General features: G+C 54.6%; 11 protein-coding genes. 7 read left to right on the top strand and 4 right to left on the bottom strand.

The window, feature by feature from the left end; genetic code table 11:
- Position 1: 1 nt before the first annotated feature.
- A complete protein-coding gene (locus tag CCY01nite_RS20555) occupies positions 2-562 on the bottom strand; it encodes an RNA polymerase sigma factor (RefSeq protein WP_146865735.1) in 561 nt (186 codons plus the stop codon).
- 122 nt (positions 563-684) lie between these two features.
- Here CCY01nite_RS20555 and CCY01nite_RS20560 point away from each other — a divergent pair, with 122 nt between their 5' ends.
- Positions 685-2016 carry a DEAD/DEAH box helicase gene (locus tag CCY01nite_RS20560; protein WP_146865736.1) on the top strand — a complete coding sequence of 444 codons (1332 nt, stop codon included), beginning with the start codon at positions 685-687 and terminating at the stop codon, positions 2014-2016.
- Positions 2017-2080: 64 nt separating this feature from the next.
- On the opposite strand, the gene CCY01nite_RS20565 is transcribed toward CCY01nite_RS20560, so the two are convergent.
- The 3 genes from CCY01nite_RS20565 to CCY01nite_RS20575 form a co-directional block, all read right to left on the bottom strand.
- Positions 2081-4471, bottom strand: a complete 2391-nt coding sequence (locus CCY01nite_RS20565) for an ABC transporter permease (protein ID WP_146865738.1) — start codon at positions 4469-4471, stop codon at positions 2081-2083.
- A gap of 284 nt (positions 4472-4755) precedes the next feature.
- Positions 4756-6702, bottom strand: a complete 1947-nt coding sequence (locus CCY01nite_RS20570; protein WP_146865740.1) for an alpha-L-arabinofuranosidase family protein — start codon at positions 6700-6702, stop codon at positions 4756-4758.
- A gap of 96 nt (positions 6703-6798) precedes the next feature.
- Positions 6799-8988, bottom strand: coding sequence for a B12-binding domain-containing radical SAM protein (locus tag CCY01nite_RS20575; protein WP_146865742.1), 2190 nt, complete (start codon positions 8986-8988; stop codon positions 6799-6801).
- Between the two features lie 84 nt (positions 8989-9072).
- Between CCY01nite_RS20575 and CCY01nite_RS20580 the strand changes: the two genes are divergently transcribed.
- The 6 genes from CCY01nite_RS20580 (at position 9073) to CCY01nite_RS20605 (ending at position 17811) form a co-directional block, all read left to right on the top strand.
- Positions 9073-9687 (top strand): trimeric intracellular cation channel family protein, encoded by a 615-nt coding sequence (locus CCY01nite_RS20580; protein ID WP_146865744.1) that lies wholly within the window; start codon positions 9073-9075, stop codon positions 9685-9687.
- 440 nt (positions 9688-10127) lie between these two features.
- Positions 10128-13253, top strand: coding sequence for a SusC/RagA family TonB-linked outer membrane protein (locus tag CCY01nite_RS20585; protein WP_146865746.1), 3126 nt, complete (start codon positions 10128-10130; stop codon positions 13251-13253).
- Between the two features lie 12 nt (positions 13254-13265).
- Positions 13266-15119: a RagB/SusD family nutrient uptake outer membrane protein gene (locus tag CCY01nite_RS20590; RefSeq protein WP_146865748.1), complete on the top strand. Its 1854-nt coding sequence runs from the start codon at positions 13266-13268 to the stop codon at positions 15117-15119.
- A 17-nt stretch (positions 15120-15136) separates the two neighbouring features.
- Positions 15137-15541: an SGBP N-terminal domain-containing protein gene (locus tag CCY01nite_RS20595; protein ID WP_246129990.1), complete on the top strand. Its 405-nt coding sequence runs from the start codon at positions 15137-15139 to the stop codon at positions 15539-15541.
- 24 nt (positions 15542-15565) lie between these two features.
- Positions 15566-16555: a DUF4466 family protein gene (locus CCY01nite_RS20600; RefSeq protein ID WP_146865750.1), complete on the top strand. Its 990-nt coding sequence runs from the start codon at positions 15566-15568 to the stop codon at positions 16553-16555.
- A 65-nt stretch (positions 16556-16620) separates the two neighbouring features.
- Positions 16621-17811, top strand: coding sequence for an alginate lyase family protein (locus tag CCY01nite_RS20605; protein ID WP_146865752.1), 1191 nt, complete (start codon positions 16621-16623; stop codon positions 17809-17811).
- Positions 17812-17826 lie beyond the last annotated feature (15 nt).

The raw sequence follows: 17826 nt of genomic DNA on the forward strand, positions 1-17826 counted from the left end.
GTCAGAAGATTTGCCTGGATTGTGAAAACAACACCCTGAAATATTCTTTCAGCTTTTTATGCGCCTTGTGCAGCTGAAAATTGACCGTGCCTTCCGTGAGTTTCAGCAACTGCGCGATCTCCGCCGGCGCATAATCATGAAAACGGTACAGCCGGAAGATCTCCCGCTGGCGCTGCGTCAGCTGGTCCATGGCCCGCCGTATCTCCAGCTCGATGTCTTTTATCTGGGAAGCCCCCGCCATATCGTTATAATATTCATTTTCTATATGCTCGCTTAGTTCCTCAACCACCAGTATCTTCTTGCGCAGCACATTAAAGGTGGCATTCCGCGCAGCCGTGCACAGGTACGACCGGATATTCTTTTCTATCACAATGTCTTTCCGCTTTTGCCAGATCTGGTGCAGCACGTCCGCCGCGATCTCCTCGGCATCCTCGCTGTTATTGCTGTAATAGAAGGAAACATCGCGCAGCTCTTTGTAGTATTTTACAAAAAGCACCTCGAATGCCTTGTGGTCATCCTGCCTGATATATTCCAGTAAAAGCTCGTCTACATGCTGCCCCATGCGTAGGAAAATCACTTGTTCATTCTAATAGACACAAGTTTGGGCAGATATTTATACTTTGCCGTGTTATGGAAAGGTTAAGAGATTAAGCGCTACCTTTGTCACTCATTTTCCGAAGGGTTATGCGATTTGATGAATTAAACCTGAACAGGCCGTTGCTCAATGCGTTGAACGACCTGGGGTATACAACACCGACAACGATACAGGAACGGGTATTTTCCGTGGTGATGTCCGGCAGGGACGTGTGCGGTATTGCGCAGACAGGCACGGGCAAAACGATCGCCTACCTGCTGCCGGTATTGCGGCAACTGGAATTCTCGAAAGAGAAATTCGCCCGGGTGCTCGTGCTGGTGCCCACGCGGGAGCTGGTGGTGCAGGTGGTGGAAACCGTAAAAAAGCTCACGGCGTATATGAGCGTGGAGGTGATCGGCGTATACGGCGGCACCAATATGAACCCGCAAATGGCGGCCGTGCAGAACAAGCTGGATATCGTCGTAGCCACACCGGGCCGCCTGTATGATCTTGTGCTGAGCGGCGCGCTGAAGCTGAAAGGCATTAAAAAGCTGGTGATAGATGAGGTGGATGAAATGCTGAACCTCGGCTTCCGCCCGCAGATCAGGAACATCATGAGCCTGCTGCCCGAGAAAAGGCAAAACCTCCTGTTTTCCGCTACCATCACCGAAGAAGTGGAATCCCTCATCACGGAATACTTTAACAACCCCCAGACCATCGAGGCCGCACCCGCTGGCACGCCACTGAAGAACATCCACCAGCGCGTATATCACGTTCCCAATTTCTACACCAAGGCGAACCTGCTGGAACTGCTGATCACCCGCGATCCGGAAATGACGAAGGTACTGGTATTCGCCGCCACCAAGAAGCTGGCGGACGAGCTGTTTGAGCAGGTGGAAGCGAAGTTCCCGGAGCAGGTGGGCGTTATCCATTCCAATAAAGAGCAAAACCACCGCTTTAATACCGTCAACCGCTTCAAGGACGGCACTTACCGCTTCATCATCGCCACGGATATCATTGCCCGCGGGATGGACATTGCCGGCGTATCCCATGTTATCAGCTTTGACACGCCGGAGGTTTCGGAAAGCTATATCCACCGCATCGGCCGTACCGGCCGCGCGGATAAGGACGGGATCTCCATCCTCTTTACATCTGAAAGGGAAATGCCGCTGAAGGAAAAGATCGAAGCGTTGATGAACTACACGATACCCGTGCAGCCGTTGCCGGAAGACCTCGAAATATCATCCCGCCTTACGGACGAGGAAGATCCCAAATTCGTTGTGCCCAACATCGTATTGAAAACCCCGAAACGGGAAGAAGGCGGCGGGGCTTTTCACGAGAAGCTGGCGAAGAACAAAAAAGTGAACGTGAAAATCAGCCATAAGGAAAAGATGATGCAGAAATACGGTAAACCGAAGTCGAGGGGGAAGAAGCGGAAGTAAACCTGCTCCCGCAAGCTATTCATCGGGGCAGCGTTGCTTCAACACTTTGGTAGCCGCAGGCCGCTCATTCCGCCCGCAAACTGTTCACCGGGTTCGCCAGCGCGGCTTTCACCGCCTGGGTGATCACTGTTACCAGCGCGATCACCGCTGCCGCCACACCGGCCAATGCCAGCACCCACCATTGTATGTTCACCCGGTACGCGAAGCCCTGCAGCCAGCGGTCCATCACCAGCCATGCAACCGGCAAAGCCACCACCGCGGCTATCATCACCAGCTTTAAAAATTCGGCGGACAACATGGCCGCAATATCTGAAACACCCGCGCCCAATACCTTCCGCACACCGATCTCCTTTTTACGTTGCTCGGACGTGAAAATGGCCAGCCCCAGCAGCCCCAGGCAGGCGATCAGTACCGCCAGTACCGTGAAGGTCAGCGCCAGTTTTCCCTGTTTCTCTTCCATGGCGTATTGCCGTGCGAAATTCTGATCGAGGAAATGAAATTCCGCGGGGTTGGCCTTGTCGAATTGCGCATATACCTTGTTCACAAAAGCCAGCCCTTCCGCCGTTCTGCCTTTGGCAAGGCGCAGGTACAGGTTGTCTTCCATGGACGCCACCGGCGGCATCATCATCACCATCGGTTCTACTTTGTGCTGGATGGAATACGTATGAAAATCCCTGATCACGCCAACGATCGTACGTTCGCCGGTTTCCTTCGTATCCCCGATCCTGAACTGTATCCTTTTCCCTACCGCATCTTTCAATCCCACCTTTTTCATCATCGTTTCGTTGATGATCGCCGCACTGTAGCGGTCCGCCTGCGTGGAGAAGTTCCTGCCCTGCAGCATCGTGATCTGTAATGCGGGAATGTAATCCGCGTCCACCAGCAATTCCTGCGCGATGGTAGAGCCGGTGGTAAAGCTGCCGTCCGCCGTTTCGAAGCGGAATCCCATCCCGCCTATATCATTATTTCCGATCGGGTTGCCGGCCACGGCCACCGCTTCAACGGCAGGATGCTGCAGCAGCCGGGATTTGAGCGCGGACACCTGCTTGCGCACTTCCTGGTCGTGAATGTGGAAGGTCAGCACCTGTTCTTTGTTGAAGCCAAGGTCCTTGTGCATGGCATATTGCAGTTGCTGGTAGATGATGATGGAGCCTGCGATCATCACCACGGTGACTACGAACTGGAAAACAACGAGTGACTTCCGCAGCAGGATATTGGATGAGAGCCCGCCCATCTGGCCTTTCAGCGCCGGAATGGTGGAAAAGCGGGAAAGGAACAACGCCGGGTAAGCGCCGCTTACGACGCCTGTCAGCACCGCGAAAGCCGCGATCAGCAACAGGGTGGGGGCTATGCCGAAGCGGCCCATGGATAGTTCTTTCCCCGTGATATAGTTGAAATAAGGTAATGCCAGCTGAACAATGAGTATCGCTGCCATGGCGGCGACGAACGTGATCAGCAGCGCTTCCGTAATGAACAGCAGGGTGAGTTCCCGCTTGCCGGAGCCGATCGCTTTGCGCACGCCTACCTCGCGGATGCGCGTGGAAGCGCGGGCGGTGCTCAGGTTCATATAGTTGATCACCGCGATCATCAGTATCAGCGCCGCAATGGCGATGAACATGTATATGCGGCTGATGCTGCCGTTGGCGCTGATCTCGAAGGCAAGATCGGAATGCAGGTGGATCGATGTGAGCGGCTGCAATTCTATTTTATAGTCATCGATGCGCATGATCTTTTTGATCGTCTTGTCCGCGAATGACGGGAGCTTTTTTTCAAGATCGGCCTGGCGGATGCCGGGCTTCAGCAGGAGGTAGGTGTACAGCCCGAATTGCTGCCAGTCGCCCGTATAGTTCGCGGGCAGCGAGCGGAGGGCGCTGAAGCGGAGGTGCGAATGCGGCGGGATGTCCTGCAGCACGCCGGTTACTTTATTGGGGAAGTTGTTGGAGAAGAAGATCGTCTGGTCCAGTGCTTTTTGCGGATCGCCGAAAAGCTGGCGGGCGAGGGTTTCCGTCAGCACGATAGCATTAGGCGAAGCCAGCGCCGTAGCCGGATCGCCATACAGGAACGGCCAGGTGAATACGTTGAAGACATTCGGGTCCGCAAAAAAGATATCTTTTTTATGGACCTTTTTATCGTTGTAAGTGATGATCCCGTCCCCTTCAGCAACGATCCGCACGGCCTCCTGTATCTCGGGGAACTCCGCTTTCATCGCGGGCGCGAAGGGCGCGGAAGTGGGGGCTTCATGCAGGTCGTTATTGTTCCAGCGGGCATGCTGTACCACGCGGTAGATGCGGTCTGCATGCCTGTGATAGCGGTCAAAGCTCAGCTCGTCCGCCGCGTACAGTACGATCAGCCAGCAGGCCGCCAGCCCAAACGCAAGGCCCAGTATGTTGATCGCGGCGTAGAACCGGTGCCGGGCGAGGTTCCGGAATGCCGTTTTGAGGTAGTTGGTAAGCATGCCAACAGGGCTGTAAAAATAATGCCACTTCCGGGCTGGTTTGATATTCAGCTGATTATGATTTCTGGCTGTCCGTTTTTGGGATGGAACTGTCCGTTTCAGGACAGTTCGGGCGTTTTGCGGATGGTGCAATATTTCACTGGTCTTTTGCTTCGGCGGGATGTAGGCTAGGCATCATTTTACCGGTAGCTGTATAGCGCCAGCCTTTCATCTTCTGCGGATGCATGCATCATGTGCCGGGATTTGCATAGCGCCGGCCTTTCACTTTCAGCAGAATGCGCGCATCACTTCACCGGTATCTCCAATACCTGCAGCGTGGCCGCCCCAATTTCCAGCTGCAGCTCTCCGCGTTTGGCCGTTAACGTTGCCTTTTGCGGATAAACTTTTTGCGGCTCCTGCAGGGTGTTGAATGCCATGAGATCGTCCGCGTGAAGCGTTGTGCTGATGATGGCATTCTGATTGGACGCGCCTTTCAGCTGCAGCGTGATCTGCTTCGGCCGGGCCGCGCTGTTCACCAGCTTTACGAATATCCGCCCCGCTTTCCGGTCGATCGTGGCGCTGGCATACAAGCTGTCCGCTCCCGCCACTGCTTTTTCATCCTGCAGGATAGGGATCACCTGCTTGCCGGTGTTATTGGAGAAAAGCTGCTGTACGTAATAGTTCGGTGTGCCGATGGACGTGAGGTTGTTGAACCAGATAAGGTCCGGGCGCCATTGCCAGGCTTCCACATGCGCGAGCAGGGGAGCGTAGGATGCCATGTGCACCACGTCCGCATTCCGTTCCAGCCCCGTCATGAAGCATGCTTCCGCCAGGGCGCTGAACCAGCTGTTCCGGGATTCGGCATCGGGCTTTTCTTTGCCATGGGCCGCGTATTCACCGGCAAATACCTTCGCGCCGGTACGGTCGTAGTTGTCGTACCGCGAAGCATTCTGAAAGAACCAGTCGGGACTTTTATAATAATGTTCATCCACCAGGTCGGCCTTTGTGGTGCGCAGCTCTTTCCAGGCCGCATCGAACATCTGGCCGTCTGAATACGGGCCGGTGCCGGATATCAACAGGATCTCCGGGTGTTTTTCCTTGAGTATTTTTTCGAACACTTTATACCGTTCAAAATATTGTTCGTCCCATTGCTCGTTGCCGATGCCGAGGAATTTCAGGTGGAAGGGTTCGGGATGCCCCATGTCCGTCCGCAGCTTTCCCCATTTCGTGCTGGCGTCTCCGTTAGCAAACTCGATAAGGTCCAGCGCGTCCTGTATGTAAGGGTCCAGCTCCGCGAGGGGCACCACTTCGCCGGTGTTGAACTGGCAGGCCATGCCGCAGTTCAGGATGGGGAGGGGTGCTGCGCCGAGGTCTTCGGCCAGCAGGAAATATTCATAAAATCCCAGTCCGAAGCTCTGGAAATAGTCGGGGGCGTTGCGGTGGGGGAATTCCACGTTCCAGCGGTTCATGATCACCTTCCGCTGGTCCAGGTCGCCCACGGTGGTTTTCCATTGATAGCGGTTGGCCAGGTCTTTCCCTTCCACGATGCATCCTCCGGGGAAGCGTACAAAGCCCGGCTTCAGGTCGGCCAGCTTTTGCACGAGGTCTTTCCGCATGCCACCGGGACGGTCTTTCCAGGTCTGCTGGGGGAACAGCGAGATCATATCGGCCTGCAGTACGCCCTTGCCTTCAAAGCGGATCTGCAGCTTCGCCTTTTCCGCTGTTTCCGAACAAACGAAGGTGATGCTGTGTTTTTTCCAGTCGTAGCCGATCCTGCCGAGCGTGGCGCCGCCGATCTTTTCGTTCTTTTCATTGACGAGGTCAACGGATACCTGCAGCGGCGCACCGTCTGCCTGGCGGGCCTGCATGGAAAAAACGTACTGCTCGCCCTGGCGTACGCCCATCCCCCTGAAACCTTCATTCACCAGTCCGTACGAGCCGTTCACTTTGATATTGGCAAAGCGGGGATTTTCGGGATGCGTCTGGTAGCGGTTCTCGATCAGCACGCTGCCGCCTTCCTTGCTGAGCGGTTTCCAGCCCATCATCGGCTGATGGAATTCAAAAGACCTGTTCTTGACCAGTTCCGCATACAGCCCGCCGTCCGCGGCGAAGTTGATGTCTTCAAAGAAAATGCCCCACATGGTAGGCTGCACGTCGGCAATGGCCTTTGTGGCGTTGATGGTCAGCTTTTGTGCGTTGGCAGTGCTGGCGGCCAGTAGGAGGATGATGGAAAATCGGAGGATGTTATGCATGTTCGTTCACTGTTTTCATTAGAGGAATTCAGACCGCCCAATATGCAACATTTTTTCGGGGATCACTTTGCAGATATTCGCATTTTTCCGGCAATTCTAGAGTTTCAGCAACCCGAACCGGTGCAGCGTATTCACGGGCTTGTTGTCCCAGAAAAGCTCAAAATCCTCCAGTCCCGCAGCATCATAACTTTCCCTGACTTCCTGCAGCGTGTAGGTTTTGCCGTTGGAAACGGACAGTTTTTCGAGGATGCCGGCCAGCCAGATGCCCTGTTCCTGGCTGACGCTGATGTTGTGCTTTTCTTTCCGGGTCTGGAAGGTGAGGGAGGTCATTTCCCATTGCTGCCCCTTTTTGGATTTGGTAAAAGTTTCCACGGCGGGCCGTTTGCCGAGCCAGATCACTTTGGAAGTGGGTTTGGACGGCGCGTAGGCGTCTTCGGACAGGGACTTTACGATGAAATCCGGCGCCACACGGGTTTTGGGAACTTTGAACTCGAACCATTTCTGCAGCGGATCGTCCAGGCAGATGCCGTGCATGTAGTTCAGCAGCGATTTTTTCAGCCCGAAGCTGAAGGCATCGTGATCGGTGCCCGTTTCATCGATATGAACAATATCATTATTGGCAAAGCTGCCGATGATGTCTGTTTCCTTTTTGACGTGGAACCGCTCTGGATACAGGCCAACGGGACTATGAGCCGTCATCGCGAACTGGTGCCAGAATGCGGACTGAAGGATGCCCGCTTTGAACATCTGGCGCACCATTTCCAGGGAGTCGATCGTTTCCTGCGCCGTTTGCGTGGGAAAGCCGTACATCAGGTAGGCATGCACCATGATGCCCGCTTCGGTAAGATGACGGTTCACCTGCGCCACCTGCGCAACGGTGATCCCTTTCTGTATCAGCTCCAGCAGGCGGTCAGACGCTACTTCCAGTCCGCCGGACACGGCAATGCAGCCGGACGCCCGCAGCAGCAGGCAAAGATCGCGGGTAAAGCTTTTTTCGAAGCGGATGTTCGTCCACCAGCTGACCACCAGCTTTCTTTTCAGTATTTCGATGGCCAGCGCGCGCATCAATGCCGGCGGCGCGGCTTCATCCACAAAGTGAAAGCCGTTCTGTCCCGTCTGCGCCATGATCTCCTCCATGCGGTCGCAGAGCAGCGAAGCTGTGAGCGGTTCATAGCGGCTGATATAGTCGAGCGAAATATCGCAGAAGGTACATTTGCCCCAGTAGCAGCCGTGCGCCATGGTGAGCTTGTTCCAGCGCCCGTCGCTCCACATGCGGTGCATGGGGTTCACCACTTCGATGGCCGAGATGTACCGGTCCAGCAGGAAGTCGCTGTAGTCCGGCGTGCCCACTTCCCCCTGTTTGTAATCCGTGCAGGCTGTATTGGAGAACCAGGTCACCGCGCCGTCCACCAGCGTGAAGGTCCGTTTCAGCTCCTGCAGCGTTTTCTTTCCTTCGATGAACGCCACGAGGTTTTCGATGGGCGCTTCGCCATCGTCCAGTGTGATGAAGTCGAAGAATTCGAACACCCGTGGGTCGGAGAGGGAGCGTAGTTCTGTATTGGCGAATCCGCCGCCCATTATGACTTTAACGTCCGGATAATGTTTTTTGATCCATTGCCCGCAGCGGAGCGAGGTGTAGAGGTTCCCGGGGAAGGGCACGGAAATGGCTACCAGCCTGGGCTGGATGTTTTTCATATGTTCTTCCAGGATGCGAATGAGGAGTTCGTCCACGTAAGTTAGGTCCTGCTGCAGCGCGGCATACAGCTCGTCGAAGCTGTTGGCGGAGCGGGCAAGGCGTTCCGCGTACCGGCTGAACCCGAAGTGTTCGTCGGCGCATTCGGTGATGAGGTCGGAAAGATCTTCGAGGTAGAGGGTGGCGAGGTGCTTGGCTTTGTCCTGCGTACCCATGGAGCCGAAAGCCCATTCGAGGTCTTCCAGCTGCGCGAACCGTCCTGCTTCGGGGAGGAAATCGCGTTTGCAGATGCGGTGGGCGAGGGTGGGGTTTTTGCCCTGGAGGAACTGTACCACGTCGTCGATGGTATGGATATAATCGTCCTGCAGCGCTATGATGCGCGCGGCGTTTTCCGTTTGCGGCGTGTTGAGGCGGGCAAAGAGCTGCTGCAGCCCTTGGTGGGAGAACAGGGCGAGGGTGACTTCAATGCCCAGGTCCGCCTGGAAGGAAGTGATGTTCCTGGTGTTCAGGAAGCCCTTCAGGTAGGCCGTCGCCGGGTAGGGCGTGTTCAGCTGCGTGAAGGGCGGTGTTATCAGAAAAACGGAAGCGCTCAAATCAGGTCTGGTTTAGCGGCAAAATTATTACTAAAAAGGCAGACGGGATAGTTGTTTTCGTAACTTGACCGCAAAATCCCGATCATGCTGCACATTCTTTACATCATTGCCATCACCGCAGAAGCAATGACCGCCGCTTTATCTGCCGGGCGGCGGAATATGGACTGGATAGGTGTTTGTATCATCGCATGGGTCACCGCCCTCGGGGGCGGCACCATCCGCAACATCCTGCTCGATCACTATCCCATGACCTGGGTGGAACATCCCGAATACCTGCTGATCACCGCTGGCGGCGCGCTGTTTGCGGCGCTGATCGCTTCCGTGATGAAACGTTTGCGCACACTTTTTCTTTATCTCGATGCGCTCGGCCTGGTGGTCTTTACCATCATCGGCTGCCAGATAGCGGAGCAGATGCAGCTTTCCATCGTCATAGTATTGCTGAGCGGGATGATCACCGGCTGCGCCGGCGGCGTATTGCGCGATGTACTGTGCAACGATGTGCCGCTGCTGTTCCGCAAGGAAGTGTATGCGAGCGTATCCATTATCACCGGCGCTGTATATGCAGGCGTGGGATACCTCGGCTACAGCATTCACCTCGCTACCATCATCGCCGCCGTAGCGGGACTTGTTCTTCGTTTGCTCGCTATCCGTTATGAATGGCAAATGCCCAAATTCGTTTACCAGGATGAATGGGAATAATAATTCACCCCTTACACTAGAAAAGTAGAGGTGTATTTTTTACGCTAATTATTTTGGAGATATCTTATCAAGTATATTTATCAGGTTCGCGCGGTTTTAGTAAATCTTTATTTCCTTGTAAATGATTGTTAATCAATTTATTGTATTACATATAATTGCTGTTTGCCGGACAATTTTTTCTCCTGAAAAAGCCCGAAAATTTTTTTAATTACAATCGATTGTTTTTTATACATTTGTTTTAAGTGCAAGAACCAAAATCGAGAAATTCCATCAACTAACTAAAACTGCTTCCACGTATGAAAATTTTGTTTCCACTAAAACAAGGTTGAGTTTTTTAACCTGAAAATGCAAACGTTTGCATTGCGCTGACTTGTTCAGCTGAATGCCGGTCGGAAACCGGCATAATGACGTTGTATTGCCTTCCCTTAAAATAAAGCGTTATGTTAAACAGTTTCCCACTCTCTTTGTGCCCGCGCTGGCTACATGCCAGGTGGATATTATGGGCGATGGCTCCGGCCGCCCTGTGTCTGCCACCTGCTACAGCGCCGGCTGCGTTCTTCCAGCAACAGTCCGTTGTTATTAAAGGACGTGTAACAGACGAACACAACCTGCCGTTGCCAGGTGTTACCGTAGCCTTAAAAGGTACGGGAACCGGCACCACCACCGACGCCAACGGCAACTACACCCTGCGCAGTAATGCCAACAGCGGTGTACTGGAATTTTCCTTCATTGGTTATGCCAGACAGGAGGCGGCATTCACCGGCGCCAGCACGCGCAACATCGTGCTGCGGTCAGACCAGAAAGCGCTGGGTGAGGTTGTTGTTGTTGGATATGGCACCCAGAAAAAGGTAAACCTCGTGGGCGCCGTGTCTGCCGTGAAAGTAGACGAAAAGATCGCGGGACGCGCATTGCCCAATGCGTCCTCCGCTTTGTCCGGCATGGTGCCGGGCCTCGCTGTAAACCAGTCATCTGGCATGGCGGGCCGGAACTCGGCCACGCTGCTGATCCGCGGCCTGGGGACAGTGAACAACGCCAACCCGCTGATCGTGGTGGACGGCATGCCGGATGTGGATATCAACCGCATCAACCTAAATGATATCGAAAGCATTTCCGTGCTGAAAGACGCCACCTCCGCATCTGTTTACGGCTCCCGCGCCGCGAACGGCGTTATTCTCATCACTACCAAATCCGGTAAAGGCATGAGAAAAGCGCAGATCAATTTTAATGGCAACCTCGCCATCGTAAAGCCTACAAAGGCTTATCAGTTCATGGCGGATTATCCGCGTGCGCTCACCATGCACCAGCGCGGCGCCGCCGTAAGCCAGCAACCCGCGGCCTGGCAGTTCAAAAACGGTACGATCGATCAGTGGATGGCCCTGGGCATGATAGATCCGCTGCGGTATCCGAACACGGACTGGTGGGATGTGATCTCCCGCACCGGCAACATCCAGAACTATAACGTTTCGGCTTCCGGCGGCGGAGAAAACTCCAACTTCTTCATTTCCGTGGGCGTACAGGATGAAAAGGGTTTGCAGATCAATAACGACTACAAGCTCTACAACGCGCGTTTCAACTACGATTATAAGATACGCAAGAACATGAACGTGGGCGTGCGCTTCAACGGCAACTGGTCCAAGCTCACCTATGCGCTGGAAGACGGTTTTACCGATGATGCACCTACTAATACAGCGGGCTTCGACCTGCAATACGCTATCGCCGGTATCACGCCCTACGATCCTGTATCCGGCCACTACGGCGGTGTAATGGCGTATGGCGAAGACGCGCAGGCGTATAACCCGTACACGGTGTATATGAACACCCTCAGCCGTATGAACCGCCAGGAAGCCAACGGTTCCATTTACTTCGACTGGTCGCCCGTGAAAGGGCTCACCGGCCGCGTTGATTACATTCTCACGTACAACAACCAGTTCCGCTGGAATGCCAACATGCCCAACCAGGCCTTTAACTTCCAGACGAACACTTTCGGCGGGCGTATCTACGTGGGCGAAAATGCCGGCATCGGCAACTTCACCAACACCGGTTATAAAACGCTGATGAACGGACGGCTCAGCTACCAGAATACTTTCGGCAAGAACCACGAGCTTTCCGTGATGGGCGTTTACAGCGAAGAATACTGGTACACCCGCTCCCAATCCTCCAGCAGGAACGACCGCCTGCATCCCTCCCTGCACGAAGTGGATGCGGCATTGACCGACATACAAAGCGCCGGCGGTAACTCCAGCGCCGAAGGCTTACGTTCCTACATCGGCCGCCTTAATTACACCGCTTTCAACAAATATCTTTTTGAAGCGAATTTCCGTTACGACGGTTCCTCCAAATTCCTGCCGGGCAGCCAGTACGGCCTGTTTTCGTCCGCGGCGGTCGGGTGGCGCTTTACGGAAGAATCCTTTATCAAGCCTTTCACCAGCCGCTTCATGAACAGCGGCAAGCTGCGGGTTTCTTACGGTGGACTGGGTAACAACTCCGGTGTAGGCAGATATGAGCAGCAGGAAACGCTGAACACCAGCAACTACATGAGCGGAGAGGATATCGTAAGAGGATTCGTATACCGCAAAATGGTGAACCGCGACCTGACATGGGAGGCCAATACGGTCTTCAATATCGGTCTTGATCTTGCTTTTCTTGACAACAGGCTGACCGCAGAGCTGGACTATTACAACCGCCTCACGAAAGGCATGCTGCAAAGCTCCGAGATGTCCATTTTACTGACAGGTGCCTATGAAGCGCCGCGCGCGAACATGGGCAACCTGCGCAACCGTGGTGTGGAAGCGAATATCACCTGGTCAGACAAAGTGGGAGAGTTCCGTTACGGCGTCAACCTGAACGCTTCCTACAACGCCACCAATCTTGAAAAATGGAATGAATTCCTCGGTAAAGGCTACACGTTCATCAACATGCCGTACCACTTTGTATACACGTATGAAGACCTGGGCATTGCACAAACCTGGGAAGACGTTTACAATGCCACGCCACAAGGTGCTTCGCCGGGAGATATTCTGCGCAAGGACCTGAACGGCGACGGCAGGATCACGGGAGATGACAAGAAAGCGTATCCCAATCTGCAGCGCGACCGGCCAACGACGAATGCCGCGCTGAACGTGAACCTCGGCTGGAAAGGCATTGACGTTGCTTTTCTTTTCACCGCCGCTACCGGGCGCAAAGACTACTGGATCAATAACTATAACAACGTGAACTACGGCCAGCAACGCTACGCCTTCACCTGGGAGCACTGGAACAACCCCTGGTCCTGGGAGAACCGCGGCGGCGCCTGGCCCCGCCTGCTCGGAAGCTCCAACAGGGAAGAAACCACCTTCTGGCTGGATGACCTGAGCTACATCCGGCTGAAGAACATCCAGGTAGGATATACGATCCCGCAAAACCTCCTGAAAAGGATCGGGGTGAACAGCTTCCGCATTTTCGGCTCTACCGAGAATGTAGCCACCATTACCAGCTACCGCGGGCTTGACCCCGAGCTTACCGGCAACAGAAGCAATGCATACCCGCTGAACAAATCTTATTCCATCGGCGTCAACGTGGGCCTCTAAAATGTTGTAACCATGAAAAAGAATCAAACTATTATAAGCTTGACGGCAGTGTTGGCAGGTGTCATCATTTTTGCAACATCCTGCGTAAAAGACCTGCTCGATCAGCAACCAACGACAGACCTGGGCGCCAACGCCTTCTGGAAAACAGAAGCGGACGCCACCATCGCATTGATGGGCGCGTATGCGGACGTACGCCCGCTGTTCGACCGTGATTATTATTTTGACGGGCACGGTGAATATGTGCGGAACCGCGGCAACGCCGTAACGAACGGCAATCTTCAGAGAGGAGATGCCTATCATGCCAGCTCGGCCAGCAGTGCGTATGCCCCTTCGGGTTATGGTCAGTATTTCGACAAGATGTACCGTTACCTGTATGGCGGCGTCACCCGTACGAACTATGTGATAGAAAATGTACAGCGCATGCTGCCCAATGCCACGGCCACTTCTTTGCCGGAACTGGAAAGAGTGATCGGCGAAGCGCGCCTGCTGCGCGGAATGATATATTTCCGGCTGATCTCCATGTGGGGAGATGTGCCTTACTTCAGCAAGGTGATCAACAGCAATGCGGAAGTGGCGGATCTGGCGAGATTGCCGATCGGCCAGGTGAAAGATTCCATCATCGCGGATTTTGACTACGCATTTGACAAGTTGCCGCCGGATGCATCCGAGCCGGGCCGCGCTTCCAAACCGGCTGCGCTCGCGTTCCGCGGAAAGCTGCAGCTGTACTGGGCCTGCTGGAACCAGTTCGGATGGCCTGAACTGCAGGGCTTCGTACCGGACGCCGCCGCAGCTACTGCCGCATACAATGCCGCGGCGGAAGATTTCCGCAAAGTGATCAATGACTACGGACTGGAATTGTTCCGTGGCGGTGAACCGGGAGAGATCGATCCCCCCGGCCTGGCGGAGAAGCTGCCGAACTATTACTACCTCTTCACGCCAATCGCCAACGGAGACCCCGAGATCATCATGAGTTTCGCTCACGGCGGTACCGGCACCAACCAGGGAGAAGAGCTGATGAGGGATTTCGCGGGCCGTAACCACGAAGGCTCCCAGTGCTGGATCACGCCGCGTTATGAAATAGCGGACCGCTACCAACTTATCTCCACCGGCGATTTTGCGCCGCCGCTGATACCCATGAACCCCGCCACGCCCGGCGCCAGAACGGCCGACCGCTCTGCCGTTAATCCGCAAAGCTATGTGGACCGGGACTACCGCATGAAGTCCACCATCCAGTGGGATTACGAAATGAGCCTCGGCTTCGCCTCGCTGAAAGTCACCAACTGGGTGCCCTGGATATACAAAGCCGGCAACCAGGAAGTGATCATCAACGGTGAAAAATACATTTCCTATAATACGGACGGCAGCAACTCCGGCTATGTATTCCGCAAGTTCGTGCGCAATACGCCGGGCCTCGGCCGCAGCGACGGGAACTACGCCTGGCCTGTGATGCGCCTGGCGGATGTGTACCTCATGTACGCCGAAGCCACCAACGCCGTGAACGGCCCGCAGCCGGACGCGATCAACCTGCTGAACAAGATCCGCCACCGCGGTAATCTTCCGCCATTAAGCGGTACGAAAACGGCGAACAAGGAAGTGTTCTTCGACGCCATTGAGCAGGAAAGGATCATTGAGCTGATCGGTGAAGGCCATCGTGGATTCGATCTCCGCCGCTGGAGAGCGCTGGAAAGAGTGTGGGGCCCGCCGTACGGAGATGCCGTGCTGCGGATCGATACGCATGGCGAGATCGTGAGCCGCTATTACCAGAACACGCCTGAAAGAACGTACCAGCAAAACTACATCTTCAGGATACCGCCAGGTGAGCGGGACCGTAACCCGAAGCTCACACAGAACACACCCTGGTTATAACCTAAAACATGAAAGAGATGAAAAGACATATGAAAATAATCGTGGCCGTCCTCCTGGCGGCACTGGCCTGGGCAGGATGCAAAAAAGAACATCCGGTGGATGAGGACGGGCTGCTGATCACCAACCGCGCGGAATGTTATGTGAGTGATTTCGACCTGTGGGGAGCGGACCATCAGACCGTGAGAACGAAAAATCCAACGATCGATACAGTCGCCTGCACCATCAATATAGAAGTGTTCTTCGGCACCGATCTCCGGAACCTCTACCCGCGGTTCTCCCTGGTAACGGACGCGAAGCTGGACCCGAAAATAGCCGGTAAAACGGATTTCTCCGACCTCGCCAACCCGCGGCAATACACGGTAGTGTCCGGCAACAGACAGGTACGGAAAACATATACCGTTCTTGTTTCCGTTCAGCAATAGTTTGTAATACTTAAATCAACGATTATGTCATTCAGATCATTTTTATATATATCATTCTGCCTGCCATTACTGCTGGCGGCAGGATGCAAGGATGATGACTATGCATTGCCCACGCCGCAGAGCGGGTTGCAGAACGATGCGATCAAGCGCACGCTGGGGCCGAATGTAATAGGGCTTAACATCGAGTTTGCCTACGCCATGGCCATCCTGCCGGATCAGGGCAAGCTGGTTTCCGCGCAGGCGGAAGCATCAATCGCCGGCGCCACGGGAACGTACCTGGAACACCGTTCGTTCTTCACCGATCCCAACGGCGGCATAGACACCGGCGTACCGGTAGCGGAACCTTCCACCACCAACGGCACTACTACCAGCGTGACTTTCAACAAAGACACCAGCGCCGCCACTCTCCGCTATTTTTACCGGATACCGGAAGAAGCGCGCGGGAAAACGGTCAACTTCACCTTCTCCGCTAAAAGCAGCAACGGCGAAGCGGTGTCCCTTTCCATGGGGCCTTACACCATCTCTAAAATGGATATGAAGCTGGACATGGCGGCAACAGACGCCGCGGCCTGTTATATTTCCATTGAGGACATGGCGGTCTACACCGCCGCGGAAGCCACCGCCAACCCGGAGAAGATAGATCTCGTGTATCTCTACCGTACACCAGCCGGATTGACCTTCAATCACGCACTGGTTGCACCTGCCGCAGATCCGCAATATCTTCCGGGTGTTACGCTGCCCGCGGGTGTTGACAGGAATACGAAGATCATCAAGACCTGGGCCCTGCGGGACAGACACCTCGCCCGGCTCGAATTCGGTATCTATATCGATGATCCGGACTTCGAGCAGAAAAGTTTCACCGACGCGCCCAACTTCGCCGTCAACCTGAAGAAAGAAGCGGGCGCATGGGTGGAAACGGCGGACGGGAAATACCGGGCCTACATTTTCGTCAACAATGTCAACAACGGCTCAAAAACCGCAACGATCAGCATGAAGCGCTATACCATGCAATAAACATCATCAGAAAATACAGGGGCTGTCCGAACACGGCCCCTGTATTTGCATTTTAATGAAACGTTATGCAAAAGTTACTATCATTCCTGCTGCTGTTTTGCTCATTGTCCGCTGTCAGCGCCGGTCCCCCGACCTTTCTGCTGAAGCCGGAGGTGCTGCTCGCATCCAGGGAAAAAATAAAGCAGGGCGATCCTGTTATGAAGCAGGCGCTGGCCACTTTGCTGAAAGACGCGGACAAAGCGCTCACACAGGGGCCTTACTCCGTTACGTATAAAAGCAAGGCCCCCGCAAGCGGCGACAAACATGATTACATGAGCGTGGGGCCTTACTGGTGGCCGGATCCCACGAAGGCGGACGGACTGCCTTACATCCGGAAAGACGGCCAGGTGAACCCCGAGCGGTACGCCATCCGCGATGCGGAATATCACAACGCCTTATGTAAGGATGTGTACACATTGGGATTGGCCTGGTTCTTTACCGCCGATGAAAAATACGCCGCGCATGCGGCAAAGCTGCTGCGCACCTGGTTCCTCGATCCGTCCACCCGCATGAACCCGCACCTCAATTTCGGTCAGGCTATTCCGGGCCGCACGGATGGAAGAGGCATTGGCATTATCGACACGCGGAACCTTGCAAAACTGATCGACGGTGTTCAGCTGCTAAAGAACTCCTCCGCGCTGAAACCTTCGGAGTATGCGGGTATACAATCATGGTACCGGGATTTTCTGCAATGGATGCGCACCAGTCCCATCGGACTGGACGAAGCGGACGAGCACAACAACCACGGCACCTGGTACGACGTGCAGACCGTAGCGATGGCGCTGTTCACGGAACAGCCCGCGCTGGCAAAACAGCTGCTGGAAGAGCAGACCGAAAAGCGTATCGAAAGTCAGCTGAAGGAAGACGGCAGCCAGCCGCACGAGCTGGCCCGCACCTTGTCATGGAGCTATTCGCAGATGAACCTGAAAGGATTTTTTGAGCTGGCGATGCTGGCGGAAAATGTGGGCATCGATCTGTGGAATTTTGAATCCCCCGGCAAAAAAAGCCTACGCAAAGCCTACGCCTGGATGTTGCCGTACGCGGCCGGTGAAAAAGACTGGAAACATCAGCAGATCAAGCCGGCGGACCATAAAGGTTACCTTGAGCTGTCCGCCGTCGCCGGCAAAAAGTTCCCCAGCGTGGACCAGCAACCGCTGCACAACCGCTACAAGGATTTTCACAATGATATGATGACCCTTACGGAATGGACATTCTGATCAAAAAATAACGAC

This window comes from Chitinophaga cymbidii (assembly GCF_007992715.1).
In the GTDB taxonomy this organism is placed as follows: Bacteria; Bacteroidota; Bacteroidia; order Chitinophagales; family Chitinophagaceae; genus Chitinophaga; species Chitinophaga cymbidii.